This window comes from Frankia nepalensis (assembly GCF_016786325.1).
Taxonomy (GTDB): Bacteria; Actinomycetota; Actinomycetes; order Frankiales; family Frankiaceae; genus Pseudofrankia; species Pseudofrankia nepalensis.
In genome coordinates, this window is record NZ_JADWYU010000173.1 from 16,479 (window position 1) to 34,264 (window position 17,786).

Sequence of the window (17,786 nt, forward strand, 5' to 3'; positions counted from 1 at the left end):
CAGGGACCCCGTGCCGCGAGCGAACCCGGAATCCCCGGGGTGCCGGTGTCGTGCCGAGGCAACGGCGGCGAGGCGCAGGCACCGGAATCCTGTACCAGGACGGACTAGAGGAAGCTCCAGCCGGACCGGCGGGGCGAGCACGCGCCGCGGCGCGGCGGGTGCAGCCATCAGACTATCCAGACGGAGACACCTCGGCAACAACCTGGGGTTGCAACCATTGCCGCGACAGCCTAGGGCCGCTGGTTTCCCGATGCGGGGTCCCCGTGCTCCCAGGATACCCTCCGCCGACGACGATGCGACATCCGTCACGGAAAGTAACTCGGATCACGCCCCGAGCCACCGAAATCGGACCACGTCCGAGGTGACCCGTCTTTTCCCAACGCTCGAGGGCGCCTGTCGTCTTCCCGACCGACCCCGGCCACCGGCTCCGTCCTCAGTCCGCCGTCAGGAGACGAGCGGGGTGACGCGCACGCCGTCCCGGTCGACGGCCAGCGGAAGAACAGCGAAGCCGGGCGCCGCCACGCCAACCGCCGCGGCCGCCTGCTCGCCACCGAGGGCGAGCGCGAGCACGGTCGGGCCGGACCCGGAGAGCACCGCCGCCACCCCGGCGTCACGCAGCCGTCCGATCAGCGCGGCGGACTCGGGCACGGCTGGCAGCCGGTACGGCTGGTGCAGCCGGTCCTCGGTCGCCGCCAGCAACAGCCGCGCCCGGGCGGCGGCGTCCGCCCTCGGCGGGCCCGCGAGGCCAGCCGGCGCTGGCGGCGGCGCGTCGCCCTGGGTGAGCGCGAGCGCGAGCAGGCCGGCGCGGCCGGCCGAGAACGCCGCGTTCGCGTGCGCGACATGTTCCGGCAGCCGGCCGCGCGAGTGCGCCGTAGAGGTCCGCGCGGAGGGCACGAACGCGACCGGCCGCAGGTCAGCGACCGGTTCCGCCCGGTATGCCAGGGGTCCGTCCGTATCGGCCCAGGCCACCGTGAAGCCGCCGAACAGCGCCGCGGCCACGTTGTCGGGATGTCCCTCGATCGCGGTGGCCACCCGAAGCGCGGCGGCCCGGTCGAACGCGGCGGCCCCCCTCGGTACCGGCCGGTCGGTTCCGGCGAGGAACGCCGCGGTGTCCAACGCCCAGGCGGCGGCCACGCCGGCGACGATGGCCGCGGCGGACGAGCCCAGCCCGCGCCCGTGCGGGACGCGGTTGACGCAGCGCACCGCGAGCCCCGGCTGCGGGCGGCCCAGTTCGTCAAGGGTCGCCCGGATCGACCGGATGACCAGGTTGTCCTCGCCGGTAGCCACCTGCTCGGCGCCCTCGACGCGCACCGACACTCCGTCGCGGCGCAGCGCGACCTCGACCTCGTCGTAGTAGCCGAGCGCGAGCCCGAAGGCGTCGAACCCGGGGCCGAGATTGGCGCTGGTGGCCGGGACGCGGACCCGCGCGCCGGCCGTCGGCGCCGCCCCGGCCGAAGGGGACGAGGCCGCGGCGCCGCGACCGGTCGGAGTATCGGTGACGCCGGTCACGACCGGCGCAGCCCGAGCGCCTCGGCCGCGCCGGCGACCGTGGGCCGGATCGTCTCCGGCTTGGCCGCGCCACTGATCGCCCAGTCCGGGTCCTTCAGGCCGTTGCCGGTCACCGTGCAGACCACCCGCTGGCCGGGCGCGACCTTGCCCGCCTCGTGCGTGGCGAGCAGGCCCGCGACGCTCGCCGCGCTGGACGGCTCGACGAACACGCCCTCCTCGCGCGCGAGGAGCCGGTAGGCCGCCAGGATCTGGCGGTCGTTGACCGCCTCGATCAGACCGCCCGACTCGTCGCGGGCGTCGACGGCGAACTGCCAGGAGGCGGGGTTGCCGATCCGGATCGCGGTGGCGATGGTCTGCGGCGCGGTGACCACGCCGCCGCGCACGATCGGCGCCGCGCCCGCGGCCTGGAAGCCGAACATCCGGGGCCGGCCGGTGCCGAAGTCGCCGTCCCACTCGTTGTAGCCACGCCAGTAGGCGGTGATGTTGCCGGCGTTGCCCACCGGCAGGCAGTGGATGTCCGGCGCCACGCCGAGCGCCTCGAGGATCTCGAAGGCGGCGGTCTTCTGCCCCTCCAGCCGGTAGGGGTTGACCGAGTTCACCAGCGTCACCGGGTAGGTGTCGGCCAGTTCCCTGGCCACCCGCAGGCAGTCGTCGAACGAGCCGTCCAGCTGCAGCAGCCGGGCGCCGTGCACGAGAGCCTGCGCCATCTTGCCAAGCGCGATCTTGCCGCTGGGGACGAGCACCGCGCAGACGAGCCCCGCGCGCGCCGCGTAGGCGGCGGCCGACGCGCTGGTGTTGCCCGTGGAGGCGCAGATGACGGCCCTGGAGCCCTCGCCGACGGCCGCGCTGATCGCCACGGTCATGCCGCGGTCCTTGAACGAGCCGGTCGGGTTCGCGCCCTCGACCTTCAGGTACACGTCACAACCGGTCAGCTCGGACAGGCGCGCGGCGGGAACGAGCGGGGTCCCGCCCTCCAGCAGCGTCACCACCGGGGCGTCGGGGCCCAGCGGCAGCCGGTCCCGGTACTCCTCGATGATCCCGCGCCAGCCGCGGTGCGTGCTCCGGGGCGATCCGCCCGGGCCGTCAGGCACGCGGGATCCCGCCTCCGCGCCGGCGACGTCCGTCGGGCCGCCCTGCCCGCTACGGCCGGCCGCGGCCGGTGCCGACGACGTGGTCGTGGTGGTCATGGCTCGCCTCCCTCGACCCGCAGCACCCCGGACACCGCGCGCACGATGTCCAGGTTCCGCAGGTCCTCAACGGTCGCCGCCAGCGCGGCGTCCGCCGCGGCATGTGTCACCAGCACGAGGCTGGCGTCGTCTCCCCGGCCGTCCTGGCGCACGCTGCGGATGGACACACCGTGTCGGGCGAACGCGCCGGCGACGGTCGCCAGCACGCCGGTCTTGTCGGTCACGTCCAGGTTGACGTGGTAGCTGGTGATGGTCTCACCCATCGGCAGCACCGGCAGCGCCGCGTAGGCCGACTCCCCCGGCCCGCGCCGGCCCGCGACCCGGTTGCGGGCGACCGCGACCAGGTCGCCGAGCACCGCCGACGCCGTCGGCGAGCCGCCGGCGCCCCGGCCGTAGAACATCAGCTGCCCGGCGGCCTCCGCCTCGATGAACACCGCGTTGAACGCCTCGCGGACCGAGGCCAGCGGGTGCGAGCGGGGCACCATCGCCGGGTGCACCCGCACGCTGACCCCCGGCCGTTCGGACGAGCGCTCGGCGATGGCCAACGCCTTGACGGTGCAGCCCATCGCGCGGGCGCTGGCGATGTCGGCCGCGGTGACCGCGCCGATGCCCTCGCGGTGCACGTCGCCGAGCGTGACCCTGGTGTGGAACGCCAGCTGGGCGAGGATCGCCGCCTTCGCGGCCGCGTCGTAGCCGTCGATGTCGGCGGTGGGATCGGCCTCGGCGTAGCCGAGGGCGGTCGCCTCCTCCAGCGCCTCGGTGAACGAGGCGCCGGTCTCGTCCATCCGGGTCAGGATGTAGTTCGTGGTGCCGTTGACGATGCCGAGCACGCGGCGCACCCGGTCGCCCGCGAGGCTCTCGCGCAGCGGGCGCAGCAGCGGGATCGCGCCGGCGACGGCGGCCTCGTAGTACAGGTCGACGCCCGCCGCCGCGGCCGCGTCGTGCAGCGTCGAGCCGTCGGAGGCGAGCAGCGCCTTGTTGGCGCTGACGACCGACTTCCCGGCGCCGAGGGCGGCCAGCAGCCAGCCGCGCACCGGCTCGATGCCGCCGACGACCTCGACGACGATGTCCACGTCGTCCCTGGTCACCAGGCCGGCGGCGTCGGTGGTGAACAGCTCCGGCCCGACCGGCACGTCCCGGGCGCGGTCGAGCCGGCGCACCGCGATGCCGGCCAGGTCCAGCGGCTCGCCGACCCGCGCGGTCAGGTCGTCTGCCTGCTCGCGCAGGAGCCGGACCACTTCCGACCCGACGACACCGCAGCCGAGAAGCGCGACCTTCATCGCCCCGCCTCCCCCGGTTTGCCGCCCTCGGCGCTGTCGTCGGCGGCCGGCCGCTGGCCGGTACCGCCGGCGGCCGGCGCGGCCGTGGCGGGTTCGTCGACGTCGAGGCGCAGCAGGTCGTCCTCGGTCTCCCGGCGGACGATGACCCGCGCCGCGCCGTCGCGGACGGCGACCACCGGCGGGCGGCCGACGTGGTTGTAGTTGCTGGCCATCGACCGGTGGTACGCGCCCGTAGCCGGGACGGCCACGAGGTCTCCGGGGGCGACGTCGGCCGGCAGCGGCACGTCGTGCGCCACCACGTCGCCGGACTCGCAGTGCCGCCCGACCAGGGTGACCACGTGCTGCCGCGCGGCGCCCGGCCGGGAGGCCAGCCGCGCGGTGTAGCGGGCGTCGTAGAGCGCGGTGCGGATGTTGTCGCTCATCCCGCCGTCGACGCTGACATAGGTGCGCAGGCCGGGCAGCTCCTTGACGGTGCCGACCCGGTAGAGCGTGATCGTCGTCGGCCCGACCATCGCCCGGCCGGGCTCGACCGCCAGCCGCGGCACCGGCAGCCCCGCGTCGGCGCACTCCTTGCCGACGATGGTGTGCAGCCGCTCGGCGACGTCCGCGACCGCCAGCGGCGCGTCCTCGCCCGTGTAGGCGATCCCCAGGCCGCCGCCGAGGTCCAGCTCGGGCATCTGGACGCCGTGCTCGTCGCGGACGGCGGCGAGCAGGCCCACCATCCGGTGCGCCGCCAGCCCGAAGCCCGCCGTGTCGAAGATCTGCGAGCCGATGTGGGCGTGCAGGCCGACCAGCTCCAGCGCGTCGGCCTCGCCGAGCACCCGGCCGACGGCGGCGAGCGCCGCGCCGCTGGCCAGCGAGAACCCGAACTTCTGGTCCTCCTGGCCCGTCGCGATGTAGTGGTGGGTGTGTGCCTCGACGCCCGGGGTGACGCGGATCATCACCCGCTGGCGGACGCCCGCCGCGCGGGCGATGCCCGCGAGCCGCTCGATCTCGACGGGCGAGTCGACGACGATCCGCCCGACGCCGTAGGCGACGGCGCGGCGCAGTTCCTCGACGGACTTGTTGTTGCCGTGGAACGCCAGCCGCGCCGGCGGGAACGCGACGGACGTGGCGACGGCGAGCTCCCCGCCGGTGCACACGTCCAGGGACAGGCCCTCCTCGGCGACCCAGCGGGCCACGGCGCGGCACAGGAACGCCTTGCCGGCGTAGTACACGTCGCCGTCCGGGAAGCCGGCCCGCCACGCCCGGGCGCGGGCCCGGAAGTCCTCCTCGTCGAGGAAGAACGCCGGCGTGCCGAACCGCTCGGCCAGCTCGTCGACCCGCAGCCCGCCGACCCGCAGCACGCCGTCGGGGTCGAGCGCCGCCGTCGCCGGCCACACCTGCTCCTCCAGCGGCGTGACGGCCGACGACGGCGCGACCACGGCGGAGCCTCGCGACGTCGTCGGCCCCTCGGTCGGCACGGCCGACGACGGCGCGACCATGGCGGAGCCTCGCGACGTCGTCGGCCCCTCGGTCGGCACCGTCGGGGCGGCGGGGACGCCGGCGGGTCGGGACATCGGTGCTGTCACCTTCACATCCGTTCCGGGGCGGACACGCCAAGCATCCGCAACCCGTTCGCGAGGACGACCTTCGTCGCCTCGACCAGCAGCAGCCGGGCGCCCGTCAGCGGCGTCGGCTCCTCGTCCCCCTGCGGGAGTACCCGGCAGGCGTCGTAGAAACGGTGGTACGTGCCGGCCAGCTCCTCCAGGTAGCGGGCCACCCGGTGCGGCGCGCGCAGCGACGCCGCCGCCGCGACCACGGTCGGCAGCTCGCCGAGCGCCCGCAGCAGGTCGACCTCCCGCGGGTGGCTCAGCAACGACACGTCGACGCCGTCAGGCGCCGAGGCGCCATCCCCCGTCGCGATCCCCAGCTGGGCCGCGTTGCGCAGCACACCACAGACCCGGGTGTGCGCGTACTGGACGTAGAAGACCGGGTTCTCCGGCGCCTGGCGGGCGATCAGGTCCAGGTCGAGGTCCAGCGACGAGTCCAGCGAGGACCGGACCAGCGAGTACCGCGCCGCGTCCACCCCGACGACGTCGACCAGGTCCGCCAGCGTGAGGAAGTTCCCGGCCCGCTTGGACATCTTCACGGGCTCGCCGCCGCGCGACAGCGTCACCAGCTGGCCGATGATCACATCGAGGGTCTCGGCCGGGTCGTCGCCGTAGCAGGCCGCGAGTGCCCTGAGCCGGCCGATGTAGCCATGGTGGTCGGCGCCGAGCAGCATGACCACCTTGTCGAAGCCCCGGCGCCGCTTGTCCCGGTAGTAGGCGGCGTCGCCGCAGAAATACGTCGGCTGGCCGTCGCTCTTGACGAGCGCACGGTCCTTGTCGTCGCCGAAATCGGTCGTGCGCAGGAAGACCGCGCCCTCGGCGTCGTAGACATGCCCGTGGGCCCGCAGGTCGGCGACGGCCGCGGTCAGGTCGCCCGCGTCGTGCAGCGACCGCTCGGACTTCCACACGTCGTAGTGGACGCCGAAGCCCGCCAGCGTCGAGGTGATCTCCGCCAGCATCTGGGCAAGACCGTCACGGGTCGCGACCGCCAGCGCGGCCGCCTCGTCGCCTTCGAGCAGGCCGGGGTTGTCGGCCAGCACCTTCGCCGCGATCTCGGCGACGTACGCGCCGTGGTAACCGTCGTCCGGCGTCGGCTCGCCCTTCGCGGCCGCGAGCACCGAGGCGCCGAAGCGCTGGACCTGCACGCCCGCGTCGTTGACGTAGTACTCGGTGCCGACGTCGTAGCCCGCCGCGTCGAAGACGCGCGCCAGGGCGTCACCGACCGCCGCCCACCGGGTGGACGCCAGCGTCACCGGACCGGTCGGGTTCGCCGAGACGAACTCGACGTTCACCCGCCTGTCCTTGCGCCGCGCCGCACGGCCGTAGGCGTCGCCCGCGCGCACGACCGCGCGGGCCAGCTCACCGAGCGCCTCGGAGGCCAGCCGGAAGTTGAGGAAGCCCGGGCCGGCGACGTCGACGCTGGCGACTCCCGGGTCCTTGCGCAGCCGCTCGGCGAGCAGCTCGGCGATCTCGCGCGGGGGGCGCCGGGCCGCCTTGGCGAGCTGGAGCGCCGCGGGCGTGGCGTAGTCGCCGTGCTCCGGGTTCTTCGGGCGCTCCACCGGAACCGTCGCGGGGACGGTGACGTCGATCACCCCGTCCGCGACCGCTTCGCGGACGACCGACACAATCACGTCGGCGAGGTCGGCGGGAGTCATGCCGCGATGCTATCGGCGCGTCCCGACGATAGTCGTGACCATTGATCCCGCCATGATCACGTAGCCGGCCGGACCACCGCCCGGACCACCGACCGGCCACGACGCCCGGCCGGCGCGCCTGGCCGGCGCGAGCCTCGCCGGCGGACCCGGCCCGCCGGGGGCGCGGGTCACCCCGGGCCCTCCCCCCGGGATCCTGGTCGGGTCACTCCACCGCCGACCGCCCGCGAGAAGCGCCATGCCGCGGCGGGGTGCGACGAGCAGGCGCGACATGGGTGGTCGTCGGCCAGCGAAAGGCGGCACGCCCAGCCACGGCGGCCTGATGCCAGGCTGTCAGATCCGCCCGGAAGTGCGGCCAGACAGGCCTCAGACTCGCTGGCCGGCGGCCAACCGCTGGACCACACCGATCAGCTCGTCCGGGTCGAACGGCTTCGTGAGGTAGCAGTCGACGCCGATGCGGGCGCCCCGACGCAGGTCGGCCTCCTGAGCACGGGCGGTGAGCACAATCACCTTGATGGCGGCGGTCGCCGGGTCGTGGCGCAGCCGGCTGGCGACCTCCCAGCCGTCCACCTTGGGCATCATGATGTCCAAGGTGATCACTGCGGGGTCGATCTCCCGGATCCGCTCCAGGCAGTCCTCGCCGTCCACCGCGGTATGGACCTCGAACCCCTCCAGCTCCAGGTTGACGACCACCAACTGGCGGATCACCGGGTCGTCGTCGACGACCAGGACGCGGGGCGGTTCAAGGTGCACGCCGGAAGCTTACGGCGAGCCCGCTTCTCGGTCCGCCGTTCAGACCTGGTACGGTATGCCTCGTTGCCAAGGCGAACCGGCGACCAAGCGCGCGATCATCTGATTTAGTCGCGAAACGGTCAGGTCGGACACGCCCCCGTAGCTCAGGGGATAGAGCACTGCCCTCCGGAGGCAGGTGCGCAGGTTCGAATCCTGCCGGGGGCACCCACGAAAGCCCAGGCCGCGAGGCCGATTCTAGCGGCGGCCGATTTGCCGGTCTAGATCTTGACCGCCGCTTACCCACACTCGTGGTCAGCCTGACCGTCCAGGCGGCCCGACGCTTCGGTACCCGGCATCGCGAGAAGATCGGGCCTCCCCGCCTGGAGCCGCATCGGGCAACGTAGGCGTTGGCGGGGTGGCGGCCCGCTACCAGCCGCCTCCGGTCAGACATCTGGGGCATTTGGAACGTCTTGTCCGACGCCAGAGGCCGAAGAGGCCGCCGTTATTGCCCCTCACGTCTGCTTGGGCGCATCGCCGCGCCCCTGGCGTCTGACAGGACGCACGGTTCCGACGCCCCGACCGTGGGCGCCACTTGATCAGCTCACGCGGCGATCCGCGTCACAGCCGAACGGGCAGCCGCGACCGCCGGGTGAACCGCTGCCGGAACCACCAGTTCCCAGACGATCAGTTCGAATGTCTGTCTGTTCACGTCAGCGGTGACCTTGTGCTGGAGCGCCGGCCGAGTTCGCCTCATGGGTGGGCGAACTGGGCAGGTGATCAGCGGTGCGCCTCCCGCCGGCCGACGCGCGCCGAGGGCACGACCCACCGTGAACGCGGCTGCCGAAAGCTCGGGTGGGACGCCGAGCGGCCAGATCACGACCGTCTCGACCTGCGGGCATTCGGTCGCGAAGCAGAGCGCGAACCGGACCAGGTAGGCCCGATGCAGCCAGACCACCGCGAGCGGACCCGGTCCGCCATCGTTCCGATTCCTCGCCCACGGCGACCTGGCCAGCACGACGCTGTCTCCGTCCGGGGGCGACAACACCGGCACGTCGACCGTCACCGGCCGGGAGTCGTCCCGATCACCCATGGTGATCGTTACTGCCGTCATCTTCGCCATATGACCTCCACCGCCGCGACCAGGGCGTCCAGGCGCACGCGGCTTGCCGAAAGCTCGGCCCCGGACGTAGCACCGGACGGTAGGCGGGTCGGAACGCTGCGAGATGACACACGATGCCCACATGTCCGACACGGCTACTCTGGGCACAGGGCGCGTGGATGACGATGGTCACGACATGGCGATGGTCACCAGGACGGCGGCGGCATATGAGCGGTGTGCATATCGGCGCGAGGATCGCTGCCGAACGCAAGCTCCGAGGGCTGAACCAGCGCCATCTCTCCGACCGGGCGCACGTGTCCCACAGCCTGTTGACGAAGGTCGAGCAGGGCAAGCGCCCCGCCTCCCCCGCACTGATCAGCGCCGTCTCCCGTGCGCTCGACCTCGACCGTGGGCAGCTCACCGGCCAGCCATTCCGGTTCAACGGACGCGGCGATCACGCCATCCACGATCTGGTCCCGCCGCTGCGCAGGGAGATCCTCTCGGCCTTCCTCGCGCCGGAGACAGACCGGCCCGCGCCGAGCGTTGCCGAACTCCGGACCGCCGTCGCCGAGCTGTCCGGCCGAGCCGAGGCTGGCGACCTCGCCGCCGTCGGAGTCCAGTTGCCGGAAGTTCTGGCAGACCTCCGCCTGGCGTCCCACATGTACGACGGCCACCAACGCGAGCAGGTCATGCGCCTGTGGGCCGAGGCGATCGGCGCCGGCCGCGGCTTCACCCGGGGACTCGGCTACTTCGACCTCGCCCTGGTCCTGGCCGACCAGTACGACGTGATCGCGCCCCAGTCCGCCGACCCGCTGTGCATGACCCTCGGAGTCACGAAGCGCGCCCAGGACTTCGTGGCCGTCGGGGACCCCGACACGGCCCTGGCCCTGCTGCAACGCGCCCGCGATGACCTCGAACCCCTCGTTGCCGAAAACCGACCCGAGGCCGTATCCGTCTACGGCTACCTGCACCTCCGGTCCGCGCTGGCCACGGCACGGGCCGCCGACGCCGACCGCACTAACGAGCACTGGCACGAGGCCACTGTCTGCGCCCGTCGCATCGGAGGCGATCACAATCATTACGGCCTTTCCTTCGGCCCCACCAACGTCGGCATCTGGGGAGTCGGCCTCGCCGTCGAGCTGATGAACCCCGGCCTCGCCCTCACCCGTCACCGATCACTACGCATCGCACCCGACATGACCCCGAGCCGAGTCGGCCACCACTATGTCGACCTCGCCAGAGGCCAGCTCCTCGCCGGAGACCGCCAGGCCGCCGTCCGGTCTCTCCAGGTAGCCCGCCAGGTCGCACCGCAGCAGACGCGGTACCACCCGATGGTCCGCGAGACCGTCGCCGCCATCGCCCTTGCCGAAAAGCGCTCCACCGAGCCCCTGCGCGCCCTCGCCACCTGGATAGGCCTCGACCGGTAGGCCGCGACCGGTAGGCCGCTGAGGTGTCCGGCTGCCTAATTTTCGGTATGCCAAACACAGCTCACGACTTTGAAGCATCCCTTGCGCCTGCGCTTCGATACCAGAACCGAGGCGGGAGCCCGGTGGAGTAGGTCCGCATGCTGGATGTGCACAGAGGGCCGGCTACATTGGAGGTACTTTCCACCAAAAGGACCCAGGTCCTATTCACTCTACGCTGCTACCGGGAAGCCTCCCCATGGTCCATAGTCTCGTTCCCGTCAGGGGTCCATGCGCCAGAAGGGAAAGAGCCTAAACTTGATCAGTAAGGCTGCACGCATTATCCTGACCCTAGGTACCTCCGTCCTAGCCACTATCTTTCTCGGTGGAGGCGTCATAGCCTCCCCCGCGTCGGCGGCAACCACCCCAACGATCACTCAGCATTACAACGGCAAGCTCCTGCCCTGGGACAAGGAGACCTGGAACGGGGCGACGAGCTGCGCCGTGGTTTCGGCGACCGACGTCTACTGCTTCGACACCCAGGCCGAGGCAGAGGCGTTCACGGCCGAGCAGGCGCAGGCGGCTCCAGCAAGCACCCTAGGGTACGACTGTACGGACTGGACCCATCTGTACGGCAATAACCATCACCTGCAGTTTCGCGACTGGGGATACTGGCAGAACCTGAACCAGTGGGTCACCATCCCGCTTTACGTCGAATCGTGGTCCAACAGGTTCAACACCTGCAAGTCGTACTTCCGTTACGCCGGTGGGGCCTGTCAATACATAGCTCCGGGCGCCGGCCCGATCACTTTTAATCCTAGTAGGCCGGCGGATCAGGTCTTCCTGCAGAAGCCGTCGAACCCTCCGGCGCCGGGCTGCTAGAACAGCGTGACCGCGCGTAACTGCTACATGTAGCGGGCTGATGGCACGGAGGGCGGGATAGCTCATGAACCGAGCGGTTACCCTGACAGCCGCGATCGGTTCTGCTTTCGCTGCCCTCCGTGCTGTCATCGTTGTCAGCCAATGCGCGTCAACGGACGTCACGTGGTGGCGCCGACGGTGGGAACGCGCCGGGTCGTGATGATCTCGGTGTAGCTCTCGACGGTCGGGACAGGGGGAAGGCGCAGTCCGGGGGGCGGTGTCGCGGCGACCTGTTCGATGGTCAGCGGCGCACCAGTGTCAGAGAAGATCACATACTCGATGGCGAGACTGAGACTGGACTGGTCAGAAACCACCAGGCCCACCGCATGACCAGGCCGGCCGGCGTGGTCGCGGACCGGCCCCATGTCGAAGACGCCAGGGATCGTGGCGAGGACGTCGTATAGCGCGGCGTTCTGTGCCGGGCTCGTCAGGCCAGAACGCAGGGCGCTGAGGACATCGTGCGCGACCGTGAGGTCGATGGGGTAACCGTCTGCTGTGGCACGGGCCTTCAGTCTCGCCAGTAGCTGCGCGGGGTCGGTGGGGGTCAGGGCCGGGTCGAACTCCGGGGGCGCCGGTGGACGGTCGGACCTGCCCTCGAACCGGTCGTCGTCGGCGGGGGTCGGACCGCCGATGTCCCCGCCGGCGCGGTCGACCTGCTGGATGTATCGGTCGGTCCGCACCGTCCCATCGTGGTCACGCCACAGGTCCGTGATCGTCGTACGAGCGGTGGTCGTCGACTTGTGGTCGGCGATGGCGACATCGAGTCCGTAGGTCTGGCTGCGGGCATAGAGGACAGGACCCGTCCCGGCCTGCGCGCTCCCCCGCTGCCGGCGGGCCGCGTCCGACAACGCCGCCACGGCACGATCATGATCACCCGTGGTCGCGGTGAGGAGAGGTTCCGGCAGCAGGGGCGTGGCCGTGGCCCGGTCGTGTGTTCGCACGGTCGTGAGCCCCACCAGCGCGCTCGCGATCACCAGGACCGTGGCCGCCGCCGTCAGGACGCCCCGGCGGCGCAGGGCGGCGCCTCGACCAGGTCTGCGCCCAGGCCGGTGGGACCGGGCGGACGTGTCGGCGAGCAGGAGGGCAAGCAGGTGCTCCCCTCGCCGCTGCTCGAGGGCGCTGAGGGGGCCGTCCGCCACCGGGTTGGAGGCGCTGAGGAGCGCGCGCACAACGACGAGATCGTCGATGTCGCCACGGTCGTCGCGGTCGGACATCATGACCCTTCCTTGAAGGTGAGCGAGGCTGTGGGTTCGGTGACGGTCGGCGTCGAGGCGGCTTCCGCCAGGGCTGCCTCGAGACGGCGTCGGGCACGGTGCAGACGCACCTTCGCCGTGGAGGTGGAAACCGCCAGAGCAATCGACAGGCCGCGAAGGTCCAGCCCCTCCCAGCCGGCGAGCTGCAGGATCTCCCGGTCATCCGGAGAAAGTCGCTCCAACGCCTGCCAGGCAAGGTCTCTGCGTACCGCCTCGTCCGCGATGTCCTCATCGGTCAGGGCGGTCGGGTCCGTGGCCAGCCCGAACCCGACCATCCGGGCTTCGAGCCGTAGCCGCCGGATCCCCGCGCGGCGCTGGTTACGCACGACATTGCCGGCGATTCCGTACAGCCACGCCCGGGTCTCCTCCGAGGCAGCGGGTCGGCGCTGCCAATGCCGCCAGGCCGCGAGGAAGGTCTCCGAGACGACGTCCCAGGCGGCCTCGTCACTACCAAGGCGTCGCTGCGCGAACCGCAGGACCGCCCCGCTGTGCTCCCGGAACAGCGCCTCGAACGAGGGCATGGCCGAACTGGCAGGCAACAAGGACAGTCCTTCCGCGGGGCGTCGTCCTGTTCATGTCCAGCACCCCCCGCGCGGTTACATCCCCGATGTGGGTGATCTGGCGGGTGCGCGTGCACTGGGTCGCAAGGTGTGGGACCGGCGGCGGCGGGTACTCGGTGACGGCCACCGCGGCACCCTGCACTCGCTGTTGCGGGTCATCGGGCCAGGGCCCGAACAGGCTGGCGAGGCGGTCAACGACGGCAGCGGTGATTCCATCATCCGCGAGCACCGGACTTGGCCGGGTACAGGACGGCGATCCACCGTGGCTCAAGTGAACAGCTGGTGTCGCCGCTTCCTGAAATCTGGCCCCCTGGGACCGGTGGGTTCACTTCGGGTCTCACGGCGGACGGTCGGGGTCCAGATCAGGACCGGGTTCACGATCCGGGTCGCCTTCACGAGCTCCCGGCAAGCATTGATCTTGAAGGCCAGGTGGGGGAGGCACCGGACGCCTCGGCTTGGCCTTCTCGGTGGGCGGCTCCGGGTCCCGTACAAACGCGATCCGCCGGTTGCGGCAGCCGGACCCGTTCGAGCCGAGGGGATCCCGCGGAGTTGCGGTCAGGCCGCGCGCTGCTGGGGATCAGGGCCCGCGGGTGGCATCGGCTGGGGCGGGTGGAGCCGTGTCGGACGCCCGAGGTCGCTGTCGGCCGCGGAGCTGTCGGTCAGGGGCTTGGCGGCGGGTGGCCAGAGGCCGGCCAGCTGGCCCAGGCTGAGGCGACCAGTAGCGGCCCGGGTCAGGGGGTAGCCAGCGGGTCAGGGTGGCGTCCAGATGCTGGTCGGGTTCGGCGAGGTCCGCGGCCGTCGTCGCGACCGGTACCCGCGCCGGGTCATCAAGGTTGCGCAGCGCGTCGGCGAGGACCTCACGCAGGCGGGCTTCGCGGCGCAGGGTGGTGGTCCAGATCAGGACCGGCGTGTGGATGCGGGTCGCCTGGGCGAGCCGGTCATAGGCGTCGATCTTGAAGGTGAGGCGGCGGAGCGCCAGCCCGTCCAACGAAGCCTGGTCGCGGGTTCACGCGGGAGCCGGGCTCGAGGCGTTCCGACTGCGCGGCCTACCCGGCTCGACGCCTCGCGCGTTGGCGCCGCCGGATATAACCGCAAATGCAACGTCCTGCGGTTATATCCGGCGCGCCACCGGACGTGGATGAGAGATGATCAGCCGTCTGGGCGCGGTGGGAGGTGACAACACCGAGGCCGAGGTCAAGCCCGCCGCCGGCGGCCTGCCTGCCTGCCTCGCTGGCCTCGACGCACGCGTCGCCGCCGACGCCCCCAGACGGCGACCGCATCCAAGCTGGGCACCAGGGAATGCCGCGTCCGCGAAACCCTGACCAGCCGGACGAACCGTCCGTGAACTCATTGATGAGCTCGGGCTCTCCGCGCCCAACATCCGCAAGGCGCTGCGTGGTCCTCGCGGCCAGGGGCTGGTGCTCCGACTCGGCAGAGGAAAAACGACCTACCAGCGGACAGGCCCGCAGGGCCCTCGCCGCCTCCCAGCGGACCGGCGGCACCGCTGTCACGCCGCAGTTCGCGTCCCTGCCGAACGGGCGTCTCGACCGCCGGGTGTATCGCTGCCGGCATGACCAGTTCCCACACGATCAGGTCGTGGATCCGGCCGTTGGTGTCGGCCGTGACCCCGGGCCGGACCGCCGGTCGAGTTCTCCTCAGTCGAGATCGGTCTGACCGGTCCGGCGCGGACAGCGGCCGAGGCGGCCCGCCGCCGGGAGAGCCGCGCACGCGGCATGACCGCCCGCCCGTCGGAGGGGGCACATCTGGGCGGGCGGGGCGCGGCGTGGCCGGCCGGAGACGGCCCGCGCTGCCGGCCGAGACGCTGGTCTCGCGCCCTGCCGCCGTGTTCGCGGCGGTCACGTCCGGTAGTCATCGGTGGTCAGAACGAGCCAGTCGCCGCGGTGGAAAAACAATTCTTTCGGGTGATGAGGGGCCAGTCACGCGTACCGGCAGTTACGCATCGTGTGCCCATGTCGCCGCGCCGCGGGCGTGAACGCGCCGCCCGTGAATCCGCGAGCCATGCGTAGGCGCATAAAGGCGATTGGGTGAGCATGGCCGCGCGGGCCGCCGGCCTTCTCCGCCTCTCGCGATCACCTTGTTATTCAGGGTGGTGAAATGCCCGGTCGCCTTCCGTTGGCCCGCGCGGCGGCAGGGAGTTCCTGGCGCGGCCGCGGGGCCGGGCGACCCGGAGTTCCCACGCCTTGGACTAGTCCCGTCACACGAGCGCGGTCGGATCCGACGTCCTCCCCTTGCCAGGGCCGAGTTTCGGCCTCCCTTCCCACCGCCGCGGGTGGCCAGCCGCGGCGGGGACGAACCGGCCGCGGCCGGCGCGCGGCACGCCGGCGGGCCGCATGGGGCACCGCGCGGACCTCGGCCGACGCTCGGCGGCATGGAACTCCGCCGGGGCGGCCCACCGCCTCGGCCGAGCGGGATGTCGCGTCGGCTGTCGCCTGCCGGCCGGTCCGACGGCCGACGGATTTCTCGGGCCGCTCGGGTGCCCTACGGCCAAGGTTCGGCTTCGCTCGCCGGCCGCCGGAGAAATCCCACGCCAGAAAAGAGCATGGCGGGCCGCGGCGGCCGCGGCGCGATCCGCCGCCCGGCCGCGCCGAATATTCTCCCGACGGGTAGGCCCGCTCGATGACGGACGTACCCCCGATGCTCGCCGAGACGGCATGGGAATCGCCGGCGCGGCGCCTGGCCCGCGGCGTCAGCGCCACCGCTCAGGGCTCGGCTGGAGACAAGTCAGTTCGGATGCGTGACGGCGCTCCTCACGGTGTGTATGACGCCTGATGATCGGGCGGACCAGACCGGACCGTCAGTTCGGGTCAGCCGTGGACTGGTCAGGCGAAGTGCTTGCCGTTTCCGGGCGGGACGAGGGAAGCTCGCACCGCGCCGCCGGCGAGGGAATGCCGCGCGGTCAATCCCCAGTCACGGAGCCGCGACCCGGCGCGCCCGAGAATGTCCCCGAAAACCGCGCGAAGAAACACCGGCCGGAGAATCAGAAGAATCACCGGCGTCGCGCGGTCGTCGGCCGGTTCGGACTTCTCGTGGCCCGGCGGGACGCGCCGGTGCCTGGGAAAGCGATCAACCGCGCCACACAGATGGGTGATGCATGCCATGACCGAGCCTGTCAGCTCCACCACCGACGTCGAGGTGCTCGACAAGCAGCTGAGTCTCAGCACCGCGGCCGCGCGGAATCTCGCTACCACCACCAAGTCCGTCCCGCAGATGCAGGAGATCTCCTCCCGCTGGCTGCTGCGGGTCCTGCCGTGGGTACACACCGCCGGCGGCGTGTACCGGGTCAACCGGCGGCTCACCTACGTCGTGGGCGACCGGCTCGTCACCTTCGTCAGCACCGGCTCGGAGATCCGGGTCGTGCCGGCCGAGCTCACCGAGCTGCCGCCGCTGCGCGGCTACGACGGCGGCGAGCTGACCGCTCTGGCCGACAGCTTCGTCCAGCGCGAGTACTCCGCCGGGGACGTGCTCGTGTCGGCCGGGGACGCCGCCGACGAGGTCTTCCTGATCGCTCATGGCAAGGTCGGGAAGTACGGCCCGGGCGCCTACGACGACGAGCGGTCGCTGGGCATCCTCAGCGACGGCGAGTTCTTCGGCGACGACGTGCTCGTCGACGCGGACACCACCTGGGACTACACCGTGCGGGCGCTGACCGGCACGACGGTGCTCGCGCTGCCCCGCCAGCGGTTCCAGGAGATCGTGGACTCCTCCGACCAACTGCGAGCGTGGATCGACGGCTACCGCGCCCGCCCGACGCCGGCGCAGAACAGGCAGGGCGAGGCGGAGATCACGATCGCGGCCGGCCACGCCGGCGAGCCGGCGCTGCCGGGGACGTTCGTGGACTACGAGCTGTCGCCCCGTGAGTACGAGCTGAGCGTGGCGCAGACCGTGCTGCGCGTCCACAGCCGCGTCGCCGACCTTTACAACGAGCCGATGAACCAGCTCGAGCAACAGCTCCGGCTCACCGTCGAGGCGCTGCGGGAACGCCAGGAGCACGAGCTGGTGAACAATCCCGACTTCGGTCTCCTGCACAACGCCGACCTGCGCCAGCGGATTCACACCCGTAGCGGACCGCCGACCCCGGACGACCTCGATGAGCTGCTGAGCCGCCGGCGCAGCACGCATTTCCTGCTCGCGCACCCGCGGACCATCGCCGCGTTCGGCCGGGAGTGCACCGCGCGCGGCATCTATCCGGCCACCGTGCTGTTCCATGACCAGCACGTCCCGGCGTGGCGTGGCGTTCCGCTGCTTCCGGTGAGCAAGATTCCGGTGAGCCCGTCCGGAACGACGTCCATTCTCGCGTTGCGCACCGGCGAGGACAGCCAGGGCGTCATCGGGCTGCACCACGTCGGCCTTCCCGACGAGCTGGAGCCGGGTCTGTCGGTCCGTTTCATGGGAATCAGCGACCAGGCGATCATCTCCTATCTCGTGACGACCTACTACTCGGCGGCCGTCCTCGTCCCCGACGCGCTCGGCATCCTCGAGAACGTGGAGATCGGGCGCTAGTGTTCCGAGTCTGAAGTTTTTGGGCTGATCGTAGACTGGGGTTATGCCTGGTCCGAGTGCCGTGCCGATCGAGCTTT

At 71.7% G+C, this 17,786-nt stretch carries 14 protein-coding genes and 1 tRNA gene; 4 read left to right on the forward strand and 11 right to left on the reverse strand.

The window, feature by feature from the left end:
* Positions 1–444 precede the first annotated feature (444 nt).
* The 6 genes from I6A81_RS26485 to I6A81_RS26510 form a co-directional block, all read right to left on the reverse strand.
* Positions 445–1,509, reverse strand: a complete 1,065-nt coding sequence (locus I6A81_RS26485; protein ID WP_203002510.1) for a homoserine kinase — start codon at positions 1,507–1,509, stop codon at positions 445–447.
* Positions 1,506–2,696: a threonine synthase gene (gene thrC / locus I6A81_RS26490; RefSeq protein WP_203002511.1), complete on the reverse strand. Its 1,191-nt coding sequence runs from the start codon at positions 2,694–2,696 to the stop codon at positions 1,506–1,508. The genes I6A81_RS26485 and thrC overlap by 4 nt, the downstream gene beginning before the upstream one ends.
* On the reverse strand, positions 2,693–3,976 hold the full coding sequence (locus I6A81_RS26495) for a homoserine dehydrogenase (RefSeq protein ID WP_203002512.1): 1,284 nt from the start codon (positions 3,974–3,976) through the stop codon (positions 2,693–2,695). Before I6A81_RS26495 ends, thrC begins: the two co-directional genes overlap by 4 nt.
* A complete protein-coding gene (gene lysA / locus I6A81_RS26500; RefSeq protein WP_407661387.1) occupies positions 3,973–5,460 on the reverse strand; it encodes a diaminopimelate decarboxylase in 1,488 nt (495 codons plus the stop codon). The genes I6A81_RS26495 and lysA overlap by 4 nt, the downstream gene beginning before the upstream one ends.
* An 89-nt stretch (positions 5,461–5,549) precedes the next feature.
* Positions 5,550–7,223 carry an arginine--tRNA ligase gene (gene argS / locus I6A81_RS26505; RefSeq protein ID WP_203002513.1) on the reverse strand — a complete coding sequence of 558 codons (1,674 nt, stop codon included), beginning with the start codon at positions 7,221–7,223 and terminating at the stop codon, positions 5,550–5,552.
* Between the two features lie 363 nt (positions 7,224–7,586).
* Positions 7,587–7,973 (reverse strand): response regulator transcription factor, encoded by a 387-nt coding sequence (locus tag I6A81_RS26510; protein WP_203002514.1) that lies wholly within the window; start codon positions 7,971–7,973, stop codon positions 7,587–7,589.
* A gap of 132 nt (positions 7,974–8,105) precedes the next feature.
* Here I6A81_RS26510 and I6A81_RS26515 point away from each other — a divergent pair.
* A tRNA-Arg gene (locus tag I6A81_RS26515) sits at positions 8,106–8,177 on the forward strand.
* Between the two features lie 376 nt (positions 8,178–8,553).
* On the opposite strand, the gene I6A81_RS26520 is transcribed toward I6A81_RS26515, so the two are convergent.
* Complete coding sequence (locus I6A81_RS26520) at positions 8,554–9,063, reverse strand: hypothetical protein (protein WP_203002515.1); 510 nt, start codon at positions 9,061–9,063, stop codon at positions 8,554–8,556.
* A 215-nt stretch (positions 9,064–9,278) separates the two neighbouring features.
* Here I6A81_RS26520 and I6A81_RS26525 point away from each other — a divergent pair, with 215 nt between their 5' ends.
* Both I6A81_RS26525 and I6A81_RS26530 read left to right on the forward strand, forming a co-directional pair.
* Complete coding sequence (locus I6A81_RS26525; protein ID WP_203002516.1) at positions 9,279–10,478, forward strand: helix-turn-helix domain-containing protein; 1,200 nt, start codon at positions 9,279–9,281, stop codon at positions 10,476–10,478.
* A 294-nt stretch (positions 10,479–10,772) separates the two neighbouring features.
* A complete protein-coding gene (locus I6A81_RS26530; protein ID WP_238428902.1) occupies positions 10,773–11,336 on the forward strand; it encodes a hypothetical protein in 564 nt (187 codons plus the stop codon).
* A gap of 158 nt (positions 11,337–11,494) precedes the next feature.
* Here the strand turns inward: I6A81_RS26530 and I6A81_RS26535 are convergent, their stop codons facing one another.
* The 4 genes from I6A81_RS26535 to I6A81_RS26550 form a co-directional block, all read right to left on the reverse strand.
* Positions 11,495–12,592, reverse strand: a complete 1,098-nt coding sequence (locus I6A81_RS26535; protein WP_238428903.1) for a CU044_5270 family protein — start codon at positions 12,590–12,592, stop codon at positions 11,495–11,497.
* Positions 12,589–13,149, reverse strand: coding sequence for an RNA polymerase sigma factor (locus I6A81_RS26540; protein WP_238428904.1), 561 nt, complete (start codon positions 13,147–13,149; stop codon positions 12,589–12,591). The genes I6A81_RS26535 and I6A81_RS26540 overlap by 4 nt, the downstream gene beginning before the upstream one ends.
* 616 nt (positions 13,150–13,765) lie before the next feature.
* Positions 13,766–14,176: a hypothetical protein gene (locus I6A81_RS26545; protein ID WP_203002519.1), complete on the reverse strand. Its 411-nt coding sequence runs from the start codon at positions 14,174–14,176 to the stop codon at positions 13,766–13,768.
* Between the two features lie 1,852 nt (positions 14,177–16,028).
* A complete protein-coding gene (locus tag I6A81_RS26550; RefSeq protein WP_203002520.1) occupies positions 16,029–16,307 on the reverse strand; it encodes a hypothetical protein in 279 nt (92 codons plus the stop codon).
* Between I6A81_RS26550 and I6A81_RS26555 the strand changes: the two genes are divergently transcribed.
* Complete coding sequence (locus I6A81_RS26555; RefSeq protein ID WP_203002521.1) at positions 16,306–17,709, forward strand: family 2B encapsulin nanocompartment shell protein; 1,404 nt, start codon at positions 16,306–16,308, stop codon at positions 17,707–17,709. The genes I6A81_RS26550 and I6A81_RS26555 overlap by 2 nt on opposite strands.
* The last annotated feature ends 77 nt before the right edge of the window (positions 17,710–17,786 follow it).

What these genes read in the sequence shown, in the direction of transcription:
- lysA (WP_407661387.1), bottom strand. Translation starts at nt 5,460, where the DNA reads ATGGTCGCGCCGTCGTCGGCCGTGCCGACCGAGGGGCCGACGACGTCG.
- I6A81_RS26525 (WP_203002516.1), top strand. Translation starts at nt 9,279, where the DNA reads ATGAGCGGTGTGCATATCGGCGCGAGGATCGCTGCCGAACGCAAGCTC.
- I6A81_RS26520 (WP_203002515.1), bottom strand. Translation starts at nt 9,063, where the DNA reads ATGACGGCAGTAACGATCACCATGGGTGATCGGGACGACTCCCGGCCG.
- I6A81_RS26550 (WP_203002520.1), bottom strand. Translation starts at nt 16,307, where the DNA reads ATGGCATGCATCACCCATCTGTGTGGCGCGGTTGATCGCTTTCCCAGG.
- I6A81_RS26555 (WP_203002521.1), top strand. Translation starts at nt 16,306, where the DNA reads ATGACCGAGCCTGTCAGCTCCACCACCGACGTCGAGGTGCTCGACAAG.
- I6A81_RS26495 (WP_203002512.1), bottom strand. Translation starts at nt 3,976, where the DNA reads ATGAAGGTCGCGCTTCTCGGCTGCGGTGTCGTCGGGTCGGAAGTGGTC.
- I6A81_RS26535 (WP_238428903.1), bottom strand. Translation starts at nt 12,592, where the DNA reads ATGATGTCCGACCGCGACGACCGTGGCGACATCGACGATCTCGTCGTT.
- argS (WP_203002513.1), bottom strand. Translation starts at nt 7,223, where the DNA reads ATGACTCCCGCCGACCTCGCCGACGTGATTGTGTCGGTCGTCCGCGAA.
- thrC (WP_203002511.1), bottom strand. Translation starts at nt 2,696, where the DNA reads ATGACCACCACGACCACGTCGTCGGCACCGGCCGCGGCCGGCCGTAGC.
- I6A81_RS26540 (WP_238428904.1), bottom strand. Translation starts at nt 13,149, where the DNA reads ATGCCCTCGTTCGAGGCGCTGTTCCGGGAGCACAGCGGGGCGGTCCTG.